The 18186-nt window shown below is 70.9% G+C and carries 18 protein-coding genes; 7 read left to right on the top strand and 11 right to left on the bottom strand.

Annotated elements, in window-relative coordinates:
- Nucleotides 1-17 precede the first annotated feature (17 nt).
- From AC1MLT_RS01855 to AC1MLT_RS01870, 4 genes are all read right to left on the bottom strand, one after another.
- Nucleotides 18-734: a 2OG-Fe(II) oxygenase gene (locus AC1MLT_RS01855; protein WP_481033589.1), complete on the bottom strand. Its 717-nt coding sequence runs from the start codon at nt 732-734 to the stop codon at nt 18-20.
- Nucleotides 731-1837 (bottom strand): bifunctional DNA-binding transcriptional regulator/O6-methylguanine-DNA methyltransferase Ada, encoded by a 1107-nt coding sequence (gene ada / locus AC1MLT_RS01860; protein WP_481033590.1) that lies wholly within the window; start codon nt 1835-1837, stop codon nt 731-733. Before ada ends, AC1MLT_RS01855 begins: the two co-directional genes overlap by 4 nt.
- 121 nt (nt 1838-1958) lie before the next feature.
- Nucleotides 1959-2612: a DNA oxidative demethylase AlkB gene (alkB, locus tag AC1MLT_RS01865; protein ID WP_481033591.1), complete on the bottom strand. Its 654-nt coding sequence runs from the start codon at nt 2610-2612 to the stop codon at nt 1959-1961.
- Between the two features lie 22 nt (nt 2613-2634).
- A complete protein-coding gene (locus AC1MLT_RS01870) occupies nt 2635-3336 on the bottom strand; it encodes a 2OG-Fe(II) oxygenase (RefSeq protein ID WP_481033592.1) in 702 nt (233 codons plus the stop codon).
- Between the two features lie 249 nt (nt 3337-3585).
- On the opposite strand from AC1MLT_RS01870, the gene AC1MLT_RS01875 reads away from it, so the two are divergent.
- Nucleotides 3586-4572: a ZIP family metal transporter gene (locus tag AC1MLT_RS01875; RefSeq protein ID WP_481033593.1), complete on the top strand. Its 987-nt coding sequence runs from the start codon at nt 3586-3588 to the stop codon at nt 4570-4572.
- Between the two features lie 115 nt (nt 4573-4687).
- On the top strand, nt 4688-4912 hold the full coding sequence (locus AC1MLT_RS01880; RefSeq protein ID WP_481033594.1) for a hypothetical protein: 225 nt from the start codon (nt 4688-4690) through the stop codon (nt 4910-4912).
- A gap of 50 nt (nt 4913-4962) precedes the next feature.
- On the opposite strand, the gene AC1MLT_RS01885 is transcribed toward AC1MLT_RS01880, so the two are convergent.
- Genes AC1MLT_RS01885 through AC1MLT_RS01895 form a run of 3 tightly spaced genes read right to left on the bottom strand, consistent with a single transcriptional unit; the run spans nt 4963 to nt 8041 of the window.
- The gene (locus AC1MLT_RS01885) at nt 4963-5868 is read right to left on the bottom strand and encodes a sulfurtransferase (protein ID WP_481033595.1); all 906 of its coding nucleotides are present in this window, start codon (nt 5866-5868) and stop codon (nt 4963-4965) included.
- A 43-nt stretch (nt 5869-5911) separates the two neighbouring features.
- Nucleotides 5912-6859 (bottom strand): DMT family transporter, encoded by a 948-nt coding sequence (locus AC1MLT_RS01890; RefSeq protein ID WP_481033596.1) that lies wholly within the window; start codon nt 6857-6859, stop codon nt 5912-5914.
- Nucleotides 6860-6895: 36 nt separating this feature from the next.
- Nucleotides 6896-8041, bottom strand: coding sequence for an aromatic ring-hydroxylating oxygenase subunit alpha (locus AC1MLT_RS01895; protein ID WP_481033597.1), 1146 nt, complete (start codon nt 8039-8041; stop codon nt 6896-6898).
- Nucleotides 8042-8364: 323 nt separating this feature from the next.
- On the opposite strand from AC1MLT_RS01895, the gene xseB reads away from it, so the two are divergent.
- The 4 genes from xseB to AC1MLT_RS01915 all read left to right on the top strand — a co-directional run bounded on the left by xseB (nt 8365) and on the right by AC1MLT_RS01915 (nt 12597).
- Entirely contained in the window at nt 8365-8592 is a 228-nt protein-coding gene (gene xseB / locus AC1MLT_RS01900; protein WP_481035083.1) for an exodeoxyribonuclease VII small subunit, read from the top strand.
- A complete protein-coding gene (locus AC1MLT_RS01905) occupies nt 8589-9497 on the top strand; it encodes a polyprenyl synthetase family protein (protein ID WP_481033598.1) in 909 nt (302 codons plus the stop codon). The genes xseB and AC1MLT_RS01905 overlap by 4 nt, the downstream gene beginning before the upstream one ends.
- Before the next feature lie 12 nt (nt 9498-9509).
- Nucleotides 9510-11405 (top strand): 1-deoxy-D-xylulose-5-phosphate synthase, encoded by a 1896-nt coding sequence (gene dxs, locus AC1MLT_RS01910; protein WP_481033599.1) that lies wholly within the window; start codon nt 9510-9512, stop codon nt 11403-11405.
- Between the two features lie 112 nt (nt 11406-11517).
- The gene (locus AC1MLT_RS01915) at nt 11518-12597 is read left to right on the top strand and encodes a TRAP transporter substrate-binding protein (protein ID WP_481033600.1); all 1080 of its coding nucleotides are present in this window, start codon (nt 11518-11520) and stop codon (nt 12595-12597) included.
- Between the two features lie 26 nt (nt 12598-12623).
- Here the strand turns inward: AC1MLT_RS01915 and AC1MLT_RS01920 are convergent, their stop codons facing one another.
- The 3 genes from AC1MLT_RS01920 to AC1MLT_RS01930 form a co-directional block, all read right to left on the bottom strand.
- Nucleotides 12624-13094 (bottom strand): hypothetical protein, encoded by a 471-nt coding sequence (locus tag AC1MLT_RS01920; protein ID WP_481033601.1) that lies wholly within the window; start codon nt 13092-13094, stop codon nt 12624-12626.
- A complete protein-coding gene (locus AC1MLT_RS01925) occupies nt 13091-14638 on the bottom strand; it encodes a TRAP transporter large permease (RefSeq protein ID WP_481033602.1) in 1548 nt (515 codons plus the stop codon). The genes AC1MLT_RS01920 and AC1MLT_RS01925 overlap by 4 nt, the downstream gene beginning before the upstream one ends.
- Before the next feature lie 65 nt (nt 14639-14703).
- Nucleotides 14704-15243, bottom strand: coding sequence for a TRAP transporter small permease subunit (locus tag AC1MLT_RS01930; protein WP_481033603.1), 540 nt, complete (start codon nt 15241-15243; stop codon nt 14704-14706).
- Between the two features lie 133 nt (nt 15244-15376).
- Between AC1MLT_RS01930 and AC1MLT_RS01935 the strand changes: the two genes are divergently transcribed.
- Nucleotides 15377-16621, top strand: coding sequence for an SUMF1/EgtB/PvdO family nonheme iron enzyme (locus AC1MLT_RS01935; protein ID WP_481033604.1), 1245 nt, complete (start codon nt 15377-15379; stop codon nt 16619-16621).
- A 25-nt stretch (nt 16622-16646) separates the two neighbouring features.
- Here AC1MLT_RS01935 and glpK read toward each other — a convergent pair whose 3' ends face one another.
- Nucleotides 16647-18140: a glycerol kinase GlpK gene (glpK, locus tag AC1MLT_RS01940; protein ID WP_481033605.1), complete on the bottom strand. Its 1494-nt coding sequence runs from the start codon at nt 18138-18140 to the stop codon at nt 16647-16649.
- Nucleotides 18141-18186 lie beyond the last annotated feature (46 nt).

Below are 18186 nucleotides of genomic sequence, written 5' to 3' on the forward strand. Positions count from 1 at the left end.
CCCGGGCGTCGCGACGCTCAGGGCGCGCCGTCGAGCGACAGCGCCAGCCCGATCCGGGTCCCGCCATGGACCCGGCTGATGGCCTGTCGCAGCCGACCCGGATAGGGTCCCCGGGCGCCCCGGATCGGGCGGGTCGTGCAGATCAGCGCGGCGTCGCCCGAACGCAAGGGCACCACCGCGGGCCGCGACTGCATGCGCGGGCGCTGTTCGACGCACACCAACTCTCCACCCGTGAAATCGCTCCCGGGTTCGCTCAGCAGCAGTACCAGTCGGAAGGCCGGAGCGTCCGCGTCGTCCGCGTGACGGTGCAGGCCGATGGCATCGCCCGCGCGCAGCCGATCCAGGCGCGCCGAGGCATCGTGCGGCCTGGCCGGGATCGCGGGCCCGGCCGCGGGCCGGTCGGTGTCGGCAGGACGCAGCAGCTGCCGCCAACGCGTCGCGAGCGGTGCCAGGTGGCGGTGGAAGTCGGCGCGCCAGATCCGCAGGAAGTCCGGTGGTTCCGGGTCGAAGGCGAACGGTTCGCCGCGCCCCGGTGTGGCCACGGTCCGCCGCAGCGACCAGGACGCCCGCGCGATGTCAGGGCCGTCGCGGTGCCGGTCGTCGATGGCGGCGATCAGCGCCTGGCGGTGCGCCGGTGCCAGCAGGCCCTCCAGCACGGCATGGCCTTCGGCTTCGAGTTCGCCGGCGATGGCGTTCCAGTCCAGGCCCGGGGTCGGGGTCGGCGTCCCGTTCACGCCTGGGCCTCGCGCCGCAGCAGTTCCCGCTTGCGCTCCACGCCCCAGCGATAGCCGGAGATGTCGCCATCGCGCCGCACCACCCGGTGGCACGGGATGGCCACGGCGATCGCATTGGCGCCGCAGGCCCGGGCCACGGCGCGCACCGCGCGGGGTGCGCCCATGCGCTGGGCGATGTCCGCATAGCTCACCGTGACGCCCGCCGGGATCTCGCGCAGGGCCTGCCAGACCCGCTCCTGGAAGGCGGTGCCGCGCAGGTCCAGCGGCAGGTTCAGGCCCAGCGACGGCAGCTCGACGAAGCCCACGACCTGGGCGACCAGCCGCTCGAATTCCGCATCGCCGCCGATCAGGCCGGCCTGCGGGAAGCGGTCCTGCAGTTCGCGTACCAGCCGCTCCGGATCGTCGCCCAGCAAGATGGCGCAGATGCCGCGCTGGCTCTGCGCGACCAGGATGGCGCCCAGCGAGCACTCGCCGACCGCGAAGCGGATCAGCGCGCCGACGCCGCCGGCCCGGTAGTCGCGCGCCCGCATTCCCAGCCAGCGGTCCGAGCTCTCGTAGAACCGGCTGTTGGAGCTGAAGCCGGCGCCATAGATGGCCGCCGTCACCGAGGCCGTCGGCACACCGAGTTCCTCGCGCAGGCGGCGCGCGCGGGAGGCCGAGGCATAGGCCTTGGGGGTCAGCCCGGTCTCGGCCTTGAACACGCGGTGGAAGTGATGCGGGCTCAGGCCCGCCGCGGCGGCCAGCGTCTCGAGCGGCAGCGCGGTCTCGGCGGCGTCGATCAGGCGACAGATCCGCGTCGCCATCCCGGCGCGCTGCGTCGCCGCCAGGTCGGCATCGCCGCCAGGGCGCTGGCTGGGTCGAAAGCCGGCCGCCTCCGCGGCTGCGGCATCGTCGAAGAACACGACGTTGGCACGTCGGGGTCGCCGTGCCGGCGAATCGGCCCGGGCGTAGACGCCGGTGGTGCGCACGGCATAGACGAAATGGCCGCTCGCCGCCTGATCGCGCGCCAGCACCGCGCGCCAGCGCTCGTCGTCGGTCGCATAGCGCGCCGCCGGAGCGTCGACGGTCGTCGCGTCGATGGACGGGCGGGCAGCGGGAAGCACGCCGGGGAGTGCGATGGGGAGTGCGGCCGGAAGTGCGGCCGGAAGTGCGGCCGGAAGTGCGGCCGGAAGTGCGGCCAGTGGTGCCTGCCGGGTCGCGAGAGGAGTCGGAGTTGCCATGGTGTCATCCCGCCTTGCGGAAAGTGAGGTTGAAGCGGTGGTGGCCCAGGAGCGGGTGGGGCCGGTCGGCCAGGGGCGCGACGCCATGGAAGCGCAGGCGGTCGACGCCGCCCCAGACCGCGACGTCGCCGTGCTGCAGCGGCGTCCGCAGCACCTTGTCCGCGCGCTCGGCGCCGCCGAACAGGAAAGTGGCCGCCATGCCCAGCGAGACGGAGACGATGGGCGCCGAGCGGTCGCGCTCGTCGCGGTCCTGGTGCAGCGACATGCGCGCGCCGGGCCGGTAGCGGTTGATCAGGCAGGCATCGGGCGTGAAGTCGGCGAAGCCCGCCGCCGCGGCGGCGTCGCGCGCCAGCCGCAGGAACGCCTCCGGCATGGGCGGCCAGGGCACGCCGTGCTCGGGGTCGATGCCGCCATAGCGGTAGCCGCGCCGGTCGGTGATCCAGCCCAGCGCGCCGCAGTTGGTCATGGCGACCGACATGGCGGAGCCACCCGGCGTCAGCATGTGCCGGAACGGCGCCGCGCGGTCGATGGACTCGATGGCCCGCGAGAGGTCGCCGGCGGCCGCCAGCGCGAAGCCCCGCAGCACCACGGACTGTGGCCCGAGGCGTTCGGGTCCGGCCGGCGCGGTCGTGTCGAAGAGGTCGAGGTTGTCGGTCATCGGGGTGCTCGTCGTGCCGGGCTCATGCCGCGTCGTGGAAGATCAGGCCCACCGTGTGGCGCCGGCCGCCGCGCACGCGGCTGACGCCATGGCGCAGGGCGGTCTTGCGGCTGCGGCCGCGCCGGCCGGCCGCCGGCCGCTCGTGGACCGCGAAGACCACCGCGTCGCCCTGGCGCAGCCCGATCACGCGGGCGTGCTGTTCGCCGCCGGCGCTCTCGGTCATGACGAATTCGCCACCGGTGAAATCGCGTCCGGGCTCGGACAGCAGGATCGCGACCTGCAGGGGAAAGACATGCGTGCCGTACAGGTCCTGGTGCAGGCAGTTGTGGTCGCCGGCGCCATATTGCAGGATCAGCGGCGTCGGGCGTCGCTGGCCCGCCGCGTGGCAGCGTTCCAGGAAGGATTCGAGGTCGGCCGGATAGCGCGCCTCGATGTCGAGCCGGCCGTTCCAGCGGTTGGCGATCGGCGCCAGCTGCGCATACAGCGCGTGACGCAGCCGATCGAGCAGGGGCGGCAGTGGATAGGCGAAGTACTTGTACTCGCCCCGGCCGAAGCCATGCCGCGCCATCACGACGCGCGAGCGGTAGCCGGTCTCGTCCGCGTACCGGGCCGCCAGCTCGTGGCAGTGCGTGACGTCGAGCAGGCGTGGCAGCACGGCGTGGCCATGGTCGTCGAGCGAGCGTTCGATGCCGAGCCAGTCGAAGGTGTCGGGATGGGGAGTCATGGAGGGACGGGGCACGGGGTGGAGCGAGGAGGCCACAGTCTAGGAAATGCCGCGCCTGGCCACACTCCGCTTTTTGCGATCGAATCCCGGCCTGCTCGCCGGCCGGCGGGCGGCGCGCCCCGCCGGTCGACGGGCGCGCGACCGACACGCATCGATGCCCGGGCCGGGCCGCCGGTGGGGCGTCATGGGACACTCGGCGCCCATCGCTCTTTTCCGATCGCCGGCGCAAAGGCCGCGAAGTCCGTCGTCATGAATCTGTTGTTCATTCTCCCCGCCACGCTCGCCGCCGGCATCGGCAGCGTGTGGATCGCCGCGCTGCTGATGCGCGTGGGGGTGCGCAACGGCACCGGTGGCCTCAATGCCCAGCACCTGCTGAGTCTGGCCGCGGGCGCCTTGCTCGCCACCGCCTTCATGCACCTGCTGCCCGAGGCCTTCGAGGGCGGCATCGAGCCCTCGCGTCTGTTCGCGGCATTGCTGTTCGGCGTGGTGTTCTTCTTCCTGCTCGACAAGGCCGAGCTGTGGCACCACGGGCACGAGCACCATCACGGCGCCGTGGCGGCTCCGGCCTCCGGCCACGACCACGACCACGGCCATGCCCATGGCCATGGCCACCCGCATGCGCACGCACATGGCCCCGCCGCATCGCGCACGGGCGGCTGGACGCTGCTGACCGGCGACAGCGTGCATTGCTTCGGCGACGGCATCCTGATCGCCTCGGCCTTCACCGCCGACGCGCGCCTGGGCGTGGTCGCCGCGGTCTCGGTGCTGGCGCACGAGGTGCCGCACCACATCGGCGACCTGGTGGTGCTGCGCCAGACCTCGGCCAGTTCGCGCGCGGCGATCGTCAAGGTCTCGCTCGCCGGCACCATGACGGCGCTGGGCGGGTTGATCGGCTGGTGGCTGGTCGAGCAGCTGCATGGCTGGCTGCCGTATTTCCTGGTGCTGGCCAGCAGCAGCTTCATCTACGTGGCCCTGGCCGACCTGATCCCGCAGCTGCAGAAGAGCCTGCCGGCGCGGCAGACCGCGGCGCAGATCGGCTGGCTGGCCGCGGGCATCGCGGTGGTGACGCTGGTCAGCACGCTCGCGCATGGCGGCCACGACCACGACCACGGGCATGGCGCGGCCGGCGCTCGTCACGACAGCGGCGACACGCACCACGAAGGCGACGGGCACGACCACGACTCCGGCACCGGCACCGCCACCGACGCGCGGGAATCCGCGCCGCCGTCACGCTGAGCCGCTGGCCGGTGGGAGAGGGTTTCTCCGACAGTCGAGTGGCCGGCTGGCTGTTGCACTCCGGTGGGTCCGGGAGCAGCATCTGCGTTCCCTTATCCATTCGAAGATCTGTTCCATGACCCACCCAGACCCCACGCCACGCACCGGTTCGTCGACCCGCGAAGAGGGCGAACTGCCCATGCTCGGCGATGATTTCGATTCCCCGGACGACCTGGAGAGCGCGGCGCCCGACGAACTGGAGGACGAGACCGGCATCGATCTGACCGATGCCAGCGACCTCGACGCCGACAACGTGCCGGCCGACGAGGAGAGCGAGCGCGTCGTCCACGCGCCCGACTGATTGCCGCCTCGGCAGGTCCGGGCCACCGCTGGAGCGGTGACCCTGGCCCGTCAGGGGTTGGGACCCTGGCGCGTCGGCACGCCCGGCGTGCTGCTCCACTCGCTCCAGCTGCCGGCATAGAGTGCCGTCGGACCCAGGCCGGCGATCTGCATGGCCAGCAGGTTGGGCACCGCGCTGACGCCGCTGCCGCACTGGTGCACCACCGTCGCCGGATCGCGGCCGTCGAGCAGCCGATCGAACTCCTCGCGCAGCCGTGACGCCGACTTGAAGCGGCCGTCGGCCTCCAGGTTCTCGGAGAAGGGTCGGTTCAGGGCACCGGGGATGTGGCCGGCGATCGGGTCCAGCGGTTCCACCTCGCCGCGATAGCGCGCGCCGGCCCGGGCGTCGATCAGGGTCTGGCCGGGCTGCTCGAGTCGCGCGCGCACCTCCTGCGTGCCCACCAGCGGCAGCAACGGCTCGCCCGGCACGAAGTTCGACTGGAAGTGCGCCGGCTCGACCTGGTCGGTCACGGCCCCGCCGGCGGCCTGCCAGGCCTGCAGGCCGCCATCGAGCACGGCCACGGCGTCGTGGCCCATCCACTTGAGCATCCACCACAGGCGGCCGCAGAAGTTGGCGCCGTTGCGGTCGTACACCACGGCCTGCATGTCGTTGCGAAAGCCGATGCTAGAGAGCCAGGCCGAGAAGCGTTCGCGGCTCGGCAGTGGGTGGCGCCCGCCCGAGGCCGGCAGGCCGTCGTCCTGCGCCACCACCACCCCGTGGCGACCCGGCACGCCGTGGCGCGCGCTCAGGTCGGTGTCCAGGTTGGCATGGAGGGCGCCGGGGATGTGGGCGGCGCGGTATTGCGCGGCGCCGGCTTCGGGCTGCATGAGGTCGAAGGTGCAGTCGAAGATCATCGATGGCGCGCCGCCGGCCTTCAGGTCCAGCAGTTGTTCGGCGGAGATCAGTGTGGTGTGCATGTGGATACCCTGCGGATGAGGTGGCGCCGCGCGGCGCGGCAAATCAGTGTTCCTCGGCGGGCGCACGGGGCAGCGAACGCTGCCGCAGGACCGTGGCGGCGATGCCGCTGCCGATGATCAGCGCCATGCCGGCCCAGCCGAGCGCGTCGATGCGATCGCCGAAGACCACCACACTGTAGATCGCCGCGAAGACGATGCCCGAGTACTGCAGGTTGGCCACCACGAGCGTGCCGTTTTCCGTCCGCGCCGACGCATAGGCGCGCGTCATGCACAACTGGCCGGCCGAGGCCAGCAGGCCGACCGGCAGCAGCCAAAAGGCGTGGCTCCAGGTCCACTGGCCCCAGGGCGTGACGCCGGTGAACAGCATCGCGAGTCCGCCCGCCACGGCCGAGCCGACGGCGAAATAGAACACCGTGCGGGTCTCCGGTTCGCCCAGGCGCGACAGCGCCACGACCTGCATGTAGGCGAAGGCGGCCGTCAGCCCCGACATCAGGCCGACCGCGCCGGCCAGGCCGTTGCCGCCGCCGCCGGTGCCGCCGACATCGGGCTTGAGGATCATGACGACGCCCGCGAAGCCGGCGAGCACCGTCCCCACCAGCGCGCCCTGCAGGGGCGGCCGGTCGGCGGCGCGCCCGTCGCGCCCGGGCACCGGCACCCACGCCACCAGGGCGCCGCCGACCAGGAAGGCGGCGATCCAGACGCTGCTCATGTAGTTGAGGGTCATGGCGGTGGCCAGCGGCAGGTGCGCGATGGCATAGAACCAGGCTCCGAGGGACAGCACGCCGATGGTGCTGCGCCAGGCATGCATGCGCGGATGGCGGGTGGCCAGCGGAATGCCGCCGGCGCGCGCCAGCAGCCAGAGGAACACGATGCTGATCAGGCCGCGATAGAACACCAGCTCGGCGCTGGAGAACCATTGCGAGGCGATCTTCACGCACACGCCCATGCTGGCGAACAGCAGGGCGGCCAGCACCATCCACAGGGCCTGCATCGGGTGCTCAGGCCCCGCCGCGCGGCAGCCGCCGCCTCATGCGAGCGACTGCGCCATCTCGCGGCGATACCACTCGTGGAACTGCTGCATGCCGTCCTCCATCGGGCTCTGGTAGGGACCGGTCTCGTTGTCGCCGCGCAGCATGAGCGCGCGCCGGCCGGCGTCCATGCGCTCGGCGATCTCGTCGTCCTCGACGCAGGTCTCCATGTAGGCGGCCTGCTGCGCCTCGATGAATTCGCGCTCGAAGGCGACGATCTCCTCGGGATAGAAGAACTCCACCATGTTGAGCGTCTTCTGCGGCCCCACCGGGTGCAGCGTCGAGACCGTGAGCACGTGGGGATACCACTCGATCATCACGTTCGGGTAGTAGGTCAGCCAGATGGCGCCGTACTTGGGCGGCTGGCCCTCGCGGTACTGCAGCAGCTGTTCCTGCCACTTCTGGTAGACCGGGCTGCCGGCGCGGCCGAGCCGGTTGGCCACGCCCACCGTCTGGACGGAGAAGTCGCGCGCGAATTCCCAGCGCAGGTCGTCGCAGGTGACGAAGCTGCCCAGGCCGGGATGGAACGGGCCGACGTGGTAGTCCTCCAGGTAGACCTCGATGAAGGTCTTCCAGTTGTAGTTGCATTCGTGCAGCTCGACGCGGTCGAGCGCGTAGCCGGAGAAGTCCAGGTCGGCGCGCGGGCCCAGGCTGGCGAGGTCGGCGGCCACGTCGCGTCCGCTGCCGTCGCGGTTCTTCTCGAACAGCAGGCCGTTCCACTCCTCGAGCGGATAGTTGTGCAGGTTGAGGCACGGATCCTGGGCGAAGTGCGGCGCGCCGATCAGGGTGCCGGTGGTGCGCGGATCGGACGCGGCATAGGTCCAGCGATGCAGCGGACAGACGATGTTGCCGCCGGTCCCGCTGTCGAGCGTGCCGCGGCCCTGCAGGATCGTGGCCTGCCGGTGGCGGCAGACGTTGGAGATCAGCTCCACGCCCTTGGGCGTGTGCACCAGCGCGCGGCCCTGGTGCTCCTGGGGCAGCGTGTGGAAGTTGCCCGGCTCGGGCACGGCCAGCCGGTGGCCGACATAGCGCGGGCCATTGGCGAACAGGGTGTGCAGTTCGCGGGCGTAGAGCGCCTCGTCGAAGTACGCGGAAACCGGAAGTTGGCTCTGGGCCTTCTGCAGTTGAAGACTTAAATCAGACATGGAGGACCTGACCAAGCTCCCCACAGGGAGAGAAAAGGAGAGAAGGAAGTGGTCGATCGCCGATCCGGCAAGCCCGGGGGCGGAGCGTGGCGGCGACCCCGAGGAACGATGCCGGCGAGAACCGGCGCGGGAGAAGGCATTGTACCCGCCGGGTCCTGGATACAACGGCGCCCTAAAATGTTCTGCTTACTCCCAGGTCCATTTCAGACTCCCCACGCATGCCCAAGGCGCCATCCCCCGTCGTCGGAACCTTTCCGGCGAACCCGGCGAATCCCGTCGAACCCCCTTCCTCCGCCACGTCGGCCGGTGTTCCGCCGCCGGCCGTGCCGGCGGCCGACGTCACGCCGCCGGCCAGCTACGAGGCCGGCCTGCAGGAACTCGAACGACTGGTGAACGAGCTCGAATCGGGCCAGTTGCCGCTCGACCGGCTGCTCGTGAGCTACCAGCGCGGCGCCTTCCTGCTGTCCCATTGCCGCGATCGGCTGCAGGCGGTGGAGGACCAGATCAAGGTGCTCGACGCCGGCACGCTCAAGACATGGTCGCCCGAATGACCGCCTGGACGGCCCGCGAGCTGGCCGACTGGAGCGCGCCGCACCTGGGCCGCGTCGAGGACGCGCTGTCGCGCTGGGTCGGCGTCGATTCGCCGGCGCAGCTGGGCGACGCCATGCGCTATGCCGTGCTGGGCGGGGGCAAGCGATTGCGCCCGCTGCTGGTGCTGGCGGCCGGCGAGGCCGTCGGCGGCAGTGCCGCCGCCGCGCTGCGCGCCGCCTGCGCGACCGAACTCATCCATGCCTATTCGCTGGTCCACGACGACCTGCCCTCGATGGACAACGACGTCCTGCGCCGCGGCAAGCCCACGGTGCACGTCCAGTTCGGCGAGGCCAGCGCGCTGCTCGCGGGCGATGCGCTGCAGGCACTGGCCTTCGAGCTGCTGACGCCGGACGACGAGCCGGAGGTCACGCCGCGCATGCAGGCCACGCTGTGCCGCCTGCTCGCGCGCGCCGCCGGCAGCCAGGGCATGGCGGGCGGGCAGGCGATCGACCTGGCGAGCGTCGGCGTGATGCTCGACGAGGCCCGCCTGCGCGAGATGCACCGGCTCAAGACCGGCGCGCTGCTGCAGGGCAGCGTTGAGATGGGCGTGGCCTGCGCGGCGACCGATGTCGCATCCGGCGCGGCCGAGGCCCTGCGCGGCTATGGCGCGGCGCTGGGCCTGGCCTTCCAGGTCGTCGACGACATCCTCGACGTCACCGCCGATTCGCAGACGCTGGGCAAGACCGCCGGCAAGGACGCCGCCGCCGACAAGCCGACCTATGTCTCGCTGCTGGGCCTCGACGGCGCCCGCGCCGAGGCCGCCGCCCTGCTGGAACGCTCGCTGGCCGCGCTCGAAGGCAGCGGCTTGGACGACACCCGCGCGTTGCGCGCTCTGGCACACATGGTCGTCGACCGCGACCGATAACGACAACCACACATGGCCGAGCTGCTCCCCACCATCCACGACCCATCGGCGCTGCGCGCCCTCGACCGCGACCAGCTCAAGCAGCTGGCGCACGAAGTGCGCGCCTGCGTGCTCGACAACGTCTCGCGCACCGGCGGACACCTGAGTTCGAACCTCGGCACGGTCGAACTCACCGTCGCGCTGCATCACGTCTTCCACACGCCGCACGACCGGCTGGTGTGGGACGTGGGCCACCAGACCTACCCGCACAAGATCCTGACCGGCCGGCGCGACCGCATGCCCACGCTGCGCCAGCAGGGCGGCATCTCCGGCTTCCCGCAGCGCAGCGAGAGCGAGTACGACACCTTCGGCACCGCGCACTCGTCGACCAGCATCTCGGCCGCGCTCGGCATGGCCATGGCGGCCAAGCAGAAGGGCGAGGACCGTCACGCCGTGGCGATCATCGGCGATGGCGCCATGACCGCCGGCATGGCCTTCGAGGCGCTCAACAACGCCGGCGTGTCGGACTGCCGGCTGCTGGTGATCCTGAACGACAACGACATGTCGATCAGTCCGCCGGTGGGCGCGCTCAACCGCTACCTGGCGCAGCTCATGAGCGGCAATTTCTACGCCGCGGCCAAGAACGTCGGCAAGAGCGTGCTGCGCGCGGCGCCGCCGCTGTTCGAACTGGCCAAGCGCTTCGAGCAGCATGCCAAGGGCATGGTGGTGCCGGCCACGCTGTTCGAGCAATTCGGCTTCAACTACGTCGGCCCGATCGATGGCCACGACCTCGACTCGCTGGTGCCGACGCTGGAGAACCTGCGCCAGCTCGAAGGCCCGCAGTTCCTGCACGTCGTGACCAGGAAGGGCCAGGGCTACAAGCTCGCCGAGGCCGATCCGGTGGCCTATCACGGGCCGGGCAAGTTCGATCCCCAGGTCGGCCTGGTCAAGCCCCAGACGGCGCCGCGCCAGACCTTCACGCAGGTCTTCGGCGAGTGGCTGTGCGACATGGCCGCGCACGACGGCCGCCTGGTGGGCATCACGCCGGCCATGCGCGAGGGCTCGGGCATGGTCGAGTTCGAGCGGCGCTTCCCCGGGCGCTACCACGACGTCGGCATCGCCGAGCAGCATGCCGTGACCTTCGCCGCCGGCCTGGCCTGCGAAGGGCTCAAGCCGGTGGTCGCGATCTACTCGACCTTCCTGCAGCGTGCCTACGACCAGCTGATCCACGACGTCGCGATCCAGAACCTGCCGGTGGTCTTCGCGCTCGACCGCGCCGGACTGGTGGGCGCCGATGGCGCGACGCACGCCGGGGCCTACGACATCCCGTTCCTGCGCTGCATCCCCAACATGAGCATCGCCTGTCCGGCCGACGAGGCCGAGTGCCGGCAACTGCTGACCACGGCCTACGAGCAGGACCATCCGGTGGCGGTGCGCTATCCGCGCGGCGCCGGGGTCGGCGTCAAGCCGCACCTGACGCTCGACGCGCTGCCCTTCGGCCGCGGCGAGATCCGGCGCGAGGGCCGTGGCGTCGCGATCCTGTCCTTCGGCACCTTGCTGCACGCCGCGCTCGAGGCCGCCGAGGCGCTCGACGCCACGGTGGTCAACATGCGCTGGGCCAAGCCGCTCGACGTCGAGCTGCTGCTGCAGGTCGCGACGGCTCACGAATCGCTCGTGACGCTGGAGGAGGGCGCGGTGATGGGCGGCGCCGGTGGCGCGGTGCTCGAAGCCCTGCAGACCGCCGGCATCGTCCGGCCGGTGCTGGTGCTGGGCCTGCCCGACCGCTTCGTCGAGCATGGCGATCCGGCGCGGCTGATGGCCGGCCTGGACCTCGACGCGGCCGGCATCGCGCGCTCGATCGAGCGCCGTTTCGGTACCGCGCCGGCACCCCTGGCGGCACCGGAGACGGCGGGGAAATCCGCAGGGTAAACCCCGGTCGGCCCGGGGGGTGCGCTTTTTACAATGGCGCTGGCCCACAAGGTCTGGAACGCGGCTCGGGCCGCGTTTTTCTTTTTCCTCGCTACTTCGGAGTCAATTCCCCATGGATCGTCGTTCCCTCATCAAGCACGCGGGCATCGCCGGTGTACTGGCCGCGGGCATCGCACCCGCCGTGCACGCGCAGGCCGCGGTGCGCTGGCGTCTGGCCTCGAGCTTCCCCAAGTCGCTGGACACCATCTTCGGGACGGCCGAGGTGTTCTCCAAGAAGGTCAGCGACATGACCGGCGGCAAGTTCCAGATCTCGGTGCATGCCGGTGGCGAGCTGATGCCGGCCTTCGGCGTGGTGGACGGCGTGCAGAACGCATCGGTGGAGATGGCGCACACCGCGCCCTATTACTTCTACGGCAAGGACCCGACCTTCTGCCTCGGCTGCGCGGTGCCCTTCGGCTTCAACACCCGCCAGATGAACGCCTGGATGTACGAGGGCAACGGCATGAAGCTCATGCGCGAGTTCTATGCCAAGTACAACATCATCAACCTGCCCGGCGGCAACACCGGCGCGCAGATGGGCGGCTGGTTCAGGAAGGAGATCAAGTCGGTCGCCGACCTCAAGGGCCTGAAGTTCCGCACCAACCCCTTCGCCGGCCGCGTGCTGGAGCCCTTCGGCGTGATCCCGCAGTCCATCCCCGGCGCCGACCTGTACCCGGCGCTGGAGAAGGGCACGCTCGACGCCCTGGAGTGGGTCGGTCCCTACGACGACCAGAAGCTCGGCTTCAACAAGGTCGCGCCGTTCTACTACTACCCCGGCTGGTGGGAGGGTGGCCCGCAACTCGACTTCTACATCAACAACAAGGCCTGGGAAGGTCTCTCGTCCGAGTACAAGGCGGTGGTGGAAGCCGCGGCGTCGCATGCCAACATCACCATGACGGCCAAGTACGACGCCCGCAATCCGGTCGCGCTCAAGCAGCTCGTGGGGTCGGGCACCAAGCTGCGTCCGTTCCCGCAGGACGTGATGAACGCGGCCTTCAAGTCGGCGCAGGAGATCTACGCCAACCTGAACAGCACCAACCCCGAGTGGAAGAAGATCTACCCCGACTACTCGAAATTCCTGGCCGACCAGAACGCCTGGTTCCGCTTCACCGAAGGCACCTTCGACCGCTTCATGCAGCAGCAGAAGCTGTGAGGTAGCCGCGCCGCCGTCCGCGCGGTTCAGCGCGGCGGCAGCATCGCGCGGCCGGCGTGCTCGCCCACGCGCTGCGCGAAGGCCGTCAGCAGGGCCGGGTCGGCCGACTGGAACCAGCCGATCGCGCCATTGCGGCGCTTGACCAACAGGCGCGGCGCGATCACCTTCTGCAGCGGTGCCCAGTGCACCAGCTTGAGCTGCACCACCTCGCCCGCGTGCGCGCGGCGATTCCAGAGCCAGGTCTGCGTCAGCACGTCGCCCTCGAGTCGCGTGCGGCTGCGCACCACCCAGGCGCCCATCCAGACCACGCCGACGGCCGCCAGCGCCAGCACCACCAGGCTGCCGGCCGACCAGCTCGTCGCGCGCAGCGCCGGCAGGCTCCACAGTCCGAGGCCGACGACGTCGACCACGATCACCACCGCCAGCACGCGCAGGAAGGCCGGATAGGCCGGGCTCTCCAGCGCGGCTTCCGGCGGGACGAGCGCCGCGTCGCTCATCGGGGCGCGGAGGCCGGCTCGGCCGGGACCTCGGGCAGCGCCGGCGCCGGCTCGGGCGTCGACTGGCCGGGCTCGGAGGTGCCGAACGGGTTCTCCATGTCGATGTTGCCGGAGTCGGGCTGCTGGCCCTCGGTGGGCATCTCCAGCTGCACCTTGTCGGTGTCGACCACCACCGGCTTGTCCAGGAACACGGTGACGGTCTGCGGGAAGAAGATCACGATGGCCACCAGCAGCAGCTGCATCGCCACCCAGGGGATCGCGCCCAGGTAGATGTCGCGCGACTCCACCTTGCGCGGCAGCGCGCCGTTCTTGAACAGTGTGTCGGCGATGCCGCGCAGGTAGAACAGCGCGAAGCCGAAGGGCGGGTGCATGAACGAGGTCTGCATGTTCACGCACAGCAGCACGCCGAACCACACCATGTCGATGCCCAGCTTGTGCGCCACGGGCCCGAGCATCGGCAGGATGATGAAGGCGATCTCGAAGAAGTCGAGGAAGAAGGCCAGGAAGAAGACGAAGACGTTGACCGCGATCAGGAAGCCGATCTGGCCGCCGGGCAGGCCCGAGAGCATGTGCTCGATCCACACCGCGCCGTCCACGCCCTGGAACACCAGCGAGAACACGCGCGAGCCGATCAGGATGAACACCACCATCGCGGTCATGCGCATGGTGCCTTCCATGGCGTCCTTGAGCAGCGACCAGGTCAGGCGGCCGTGGATCGCCGCCAGCAGCAGGGCGCCGACCGCGCCCATCGCGCCGGCCTCGGTCGGCGTGGCGATGGCGTGGTCCATGAAGGGCAGGCCACCCATCGAGCCGAGCACCGCGAAGATCAGGATCGCCGAGGGGATGATGCCGCGCAGGCACTTGCCCCACAGCGCCCAGCCGTGCAGCGTGCGCGCCGAGGGCGGCAGGCCGGGCACGTGGCCGGGGCGCAGGCGCGAGACCAGGAAGGTGTAGGCCGCGAAGATCAGCACCTGCAGGATCGACGGACCCCAGGCGCCCTTGTACATCTGGCCGACGTCGGTGCCGAGCTGGTCGGCCATGACGATCAGCACCAGCGAGGGTGGCACCAGCTGCGTGATGGTGCCCGAGGCCGCCAGCACGCCGGTCGAGTAGCGCATGTCGTAGCCGTAGCGCATCATGATCGGCAGCGAGATCATGGCCATGGCGATGACCTGGCCGGCCACGGTGCCGGTGATGGCGCCCAGCACGAAGCCGACGATGATCACCGAGTAGCCCAGGCCGCCGCGCACTGGGCCGAACAGCTGGCCCATGGAGTCGAGCATGTCCTCGGCCAGCCCGCACTTCTCCAGCACCGCGCCCATCAGGGTGAAGAAGGGGATCGCCAGCAGGGTCTCGTTGGACAGGATGCCGAAGACGTTGAGCGGCAGGTTGGCCATGAAGCCGGCCGGGAACCAGCCCATCTCGATGGCGATGAAGCCGCTGAGCAGGCCCAGCGCCGAGAGCGAGAACGCGACCGGGAAGCCGATCAGCATGATCACCACGAGCCCCGCGAACATCAGCGGGGCGAAATTTTCCATGTGCATTTTGTGAGGCTCTCGCGGGGATCAGGCGATGTCGGGCGTGGCGGCGATGGCAGCAGCGGCGGCGCTCATTGCAGCGGCTTCTCGTACTGGGTGCTCATCTCGATGTCGCCGCGCAGGTAGGCCACGCGCTTGACGATCTCGGCGATGCCCTGCAGGAACATGGTGCCGAAGCCCACCGGCATCAGCAGGGCGGCCGGCCAGCGCACCAGGCCGCCGATGTTCCCGGAGATCTCGTTGGTCTGGAACATGTTCCAGAAGAAGGGCCAGGTGAGCCAGGTCAGCAGGCCCATCACCGGCAGCAGGAAGAAGAGGAGGCCGAAGAGGTCGACGTAGACCGGCCCGTTGCCCTTGAGCTTGCCGTAGATGATGTCGACCCGCACGTGCTCGTTGAAGCGCAGCACCACCGGCGCGCCCAGCATCACGGTGGCGGCGAAGAGATACCACTGGATCTCCAGCCACGCGTTGTTGCTGAAGTCGAACCCGTAGCGCACCAGCGCGTTGCCCGCCGAGATCAGCGATGCCGCCAGCACGGCGACGCCGGCGATCTTGCCGAGTTTCTCGCAGACCCAGTCCATGAGGGTGGCGAATCGAAGGAGTGCGGACAAGGTGGGGTTCTCCGGGAACGGGTGGATGTCGGACGGCGCCGACGCGGCGCGCAAAGCCCGCGATGGTAAGGCCCGCATCCGCGTTGGTGCCGACAAACTACCGACGGGTTTTCCCTGAGAACATAATTCGCGCATGCCTCCCGCCCCCGACCCCACTGCGCGTTCCACATCCCTGCGCAGCATCGACAGCCCGGACATGCGAGGCGCCGGACGCGAACTGCTGTCGCTGGCCCTGATCGATGCCCGCAACCGCACCCTGCACCTGCTGTCGATGTGCGGCGACGCGGCCGACGCGCTGTGGCTGGCCGGCCATGCCGGCTGGTTCAGCGAGTGGTGGATCGCCCGCAACACCCAGCGCGCCTTCGGCATCGCCTGCTCGCCGCGGCCGACCCGGCTGGCCTCGATCGAGCCGCGGGCCGACGACTGGTGGTCGCTGCGCCCATCGGAGGCATCGCGCGCCGCGCCCGGATCGATGGCGCCCGATGCCGAAATCACGCGGGCCTATCTGCTGGAGACCCTGGAGAACACGCTCGACATGCTCGAGCGCGCGGTCGAGACCGATGCCGGCCTGTACTTCTATCGCCTGGCGCTGTTCCACGAGGACCTCTGCGGCGAGGACCTGGTGGTGCGGGCGCAGACGCTCGGCCTGCCGCTGGACGTGCCCCTGGAGACGCCGCCGCAGCCGCGCGACGCCGTGCCGATGCCGGCGACCGCCTGGGCGCTCGGCCGCGCCGAGGAGGGCTTCGCCTTCGCGCAGGAATGCGGCATCCAGGAGGTCGAGGTGCCGGCCTTCGAGATCGACGCCCAGCCGGTGACCTGGTCGCAGTACGCCGAGTTCGTCGACGATGGTGGCTACGACCGCCTGGACCTCTGGCGGCCCGAGGGCGCCGAGTGGCTGGTGCGACAGGTCGACGGCCGCCGCGCGCCGCGCCACGTCGAGCACATCGGTCTCTCGCACCAGGGCGGTGGCGGCGCGGTGACGCAGCGGCGTTTCGGCCGCACCGTGCGCCTGGCCGGCCAGCGCAGCGCCGTCCATGTCAACTGGTGGGAGGCCGACGCCTGGGCGCGCTGGGCCGGCCGCCGCCTAGCGACCGAGGTCGAGTGGGAGATCGCGGCGCGGGCCTCGGCGCACCACGGCTTCCGCTGGGGCGACGTGCACGAATGGACCGCCAACATCCTGCGCCCCTGGCCCGGGTTCCGGCCCGACCCGTGGAGCGCCGGCACCGACTTCGATCCGCGTCCCGCCTTCGGCCAGGCGCGCGTGCTGCGCGGCGCCTCGCTCGCCACCCAGGCCCGCCTGCGCTCGCCGCAGCGCCGCGGCTTCGCGCCGCCGGCCTGGGACGAGGGCTTCGTGGGGTTCCGGACCTGCGCGATGTGACGCGCGCCGTGGCCGGACGACGCGCCTAGGCCGCCGTCGCCTGCCGCACCGCCCGCTCCCAGCGCGCCATGGCCTCGTCGGCCTGGGCGCGCTCCATGGTCGGGAGGAAGCGCCGCTCCACCCGCCAGAGCTTCGACAGCGCGGCGGTGTCGGCGAACACGCCGCACGACAGTCCGGCCAGGCAGGCCGCGCCCAGCGCCGTGGTCTCGACGACCTCGGGCCGCACCACCGGGATGCCCAGCAGGTCGGCCTGGAACTGCATCAGCAGGTCGTTGACGCAGGCGCCGCCATCGACCCGCAGCTCGCTCACCGGCGCTCCGCCGGCGGCCACGGCGTCGCGGCTCATGGCCTGCAGCAATGCCGCGCTCTGGTAGCCGATGCTCTCCAGCGCGGCGCGCGCGATGTGGGCCACAGAGGTGCCGCGCGTCAGGCCGGTGATGACGCCGCGCGCCTCGGCGTTCCAGTAGGGCGCGCCCAGGCCGGTGAAGGCCGGCACCATCATCACGCCGCCGGCGTCGGGCACGCTCTCGGCCAGCGACTGCACCTCGGCGCTGCCCTGGATCGCCTTCAGGCCGTCGCGCAGCCACTGCACCACCGCGCCGCCGACGAAGACGCTGCCTTCCATCGCATAGCGCGGCCGGCTGTCGGTCTGGGCGGCGCTGGTGACCAGCAGGCCGTTGCGCGAGGGCTGGAACGACTCCCCGGTGTGCATCAGCAGGAAGCAGCCGGTGCCATAGGTGTTCTTGGCCATGCCGGCGTCGAAGCAGGCCTGGCCGAAGAGGGCGCTCTGCTGGTCGCCGGCGACGCCACCGATCGGCAGGGCGGCGCCGAGCAGGCCGGCCTCGGTGTCGGCGAAGTGCGAGCTCGACGGCTGCACCGCCGGCAGCAGCGACGCCGGGATGTCCAGCAGCGCCAGCAGCTCGGGATCCCACTCGTTGCGATGGATGTCGAAGAGCATCGTGCGCGAGGCGTTGCTGACATCGGTGACGTGCACCCGGCCGCCGGTGAGCTGCCAGATCAACCAGCTGTCGACGGTGCCGAAGGCCAGCTCGCCGCGCTCGGCCTGGGCCCGGACGCCGGGCACGTGGTCGAGCAGCCAGCGCAGCTTGGTGGCGGAGAAGTAGGCATCGATCACCAGGCCGGTGCGCTCCTGGATCAGCGCGCCGGCGCCGTCCTCGCGCAGCCGGGCGCACAGCGGCTCGGCGCGCCGGTCCTGCCAGACGATGGCGTGGTGCACCGGCTGGCCGGTGCGGCGGTTCCACAGCACGGTGGTCTCGCGCTGGTTGGTGATGCCGATGGCGCGGATATCGCGCGCCTCCAGGCCGGCCCGGGCCAGCGCCTCGCGCGCGGTGGCGAGCTGGCTGGCCCAGATCTCGTGCGGGTCGTGCTCGACCCAGCCTGGCTGCGGATAGATCTGCGTCAGTTCCCGCTGCGCCACCGCCACGATGCGGCCGTCGGTGTCGAACACGATGCTGCGCGAGCTGGAGGTGCCCTGGTCGAGGGCGAGCAGGTAGGTCATGGCGATGGGTTCCTGGAATGGCCGGCGGCCCTGGTGGAGGTCGCGC

Source organism: Variovorax sp. PEI5 (assembly GCF_056679935.1).

Coding starts and splice junctions, on each gene's coding strand:
- AC1MLT_RS01905 (WP_481033598.1), top strand. CDS start 8,589: ATGACCGCCTGGACGGCCCGCGAGCTGGCCGACTGGAGCGCGCCGCAC.
- dxs (WP_481033599.1), top strand. CDS start 9,510: ATGGCCGAGCTGCTCCCCACCATCCACGACCCATCGGCGCTGCGCGCC.
- AC1MLT_RS01890 (WP_481033596.1), bottom strand. CDS start 6,859: ATGCAGGCCCTGTGGATGGTGCTGGCCGCCCTGCTGTTCGCCAGCATG.
- AC1MLT_RS01915 (WP_481033600.1), top strand. CDS start 11,518: ATGGATCGTCGTTCCCTCATCAAGCACGCGGGCATCGCCGGTGTACTG.
- glpK (WP_481033605.1), bottom strand. CDS start 18,140: ATGACCTACCTGCTCGCCCTCGACCAGGGCACCTCCAGCTCGCGCAGC.
- AC1MLT_RS01885 (WP_481033595.1), bottom strand. CDS start 5,868: ATGCACACCACACTGATCTCCGCCGAACAACTGCTGGACCTGAAGGCC.
- AC1MLT_RS01925 (WP_481033602.1), bottom strand. CDS start 14,638: ATGCACATGGAAAATTTCGCCCCGCTGATGTTCGCGGGGCTCGTGGTG.
- AC1MLT_RS01935 (WP_481033604.1), top strand. CDS start 15,377: ATGCCTCCCGCCCCCGACCCCACTGCGCGTTCCACATCCCTGCGCAGC.
- AC1MLT_RS01920 (WP_481033601.1), bottom strand. CDS start 13,094: ATGAGCGACGCGGCGCTCGTCCCGCCGGAAGCCGCGCTGGAGAGCCCG.
- AC1MLT_RS01875 (WP_481033593.1), top strand. CDS start 3,586: ATGAATCTGTTGTTCATTCTCCCCGCCACGCTCGCCGCCGGCATCGGC.
- AC1MLT_RS01895 (WP_481033597.1), bottom strand. CDS start 8,041: ATGTCTGATTTAAGTCTTCAACTGCAGAAGGCCCAGAGCCAACTTCCG.
- AC1MLT_RS01870 (WP_481033592.1), bottom strand. CDS start 3,336: ATGACTCCCCATCCCGACACCTTCGACTGGCTCGGCATCGAACGCTCG.
- alkB (WP_481033591.1), bottom strand. CDS start 2,612: ATGACCGACAACCTCGACCTCTTCGACACGACCGCGCCGGCCGGACCC.
- AC1MLT_RS01880 (WP_481033594.1), top strand. CDS start 4,688: ATGACCCACCCAGACCCCACGCCACGCACCGGTTCGTCGACCCGCGAA.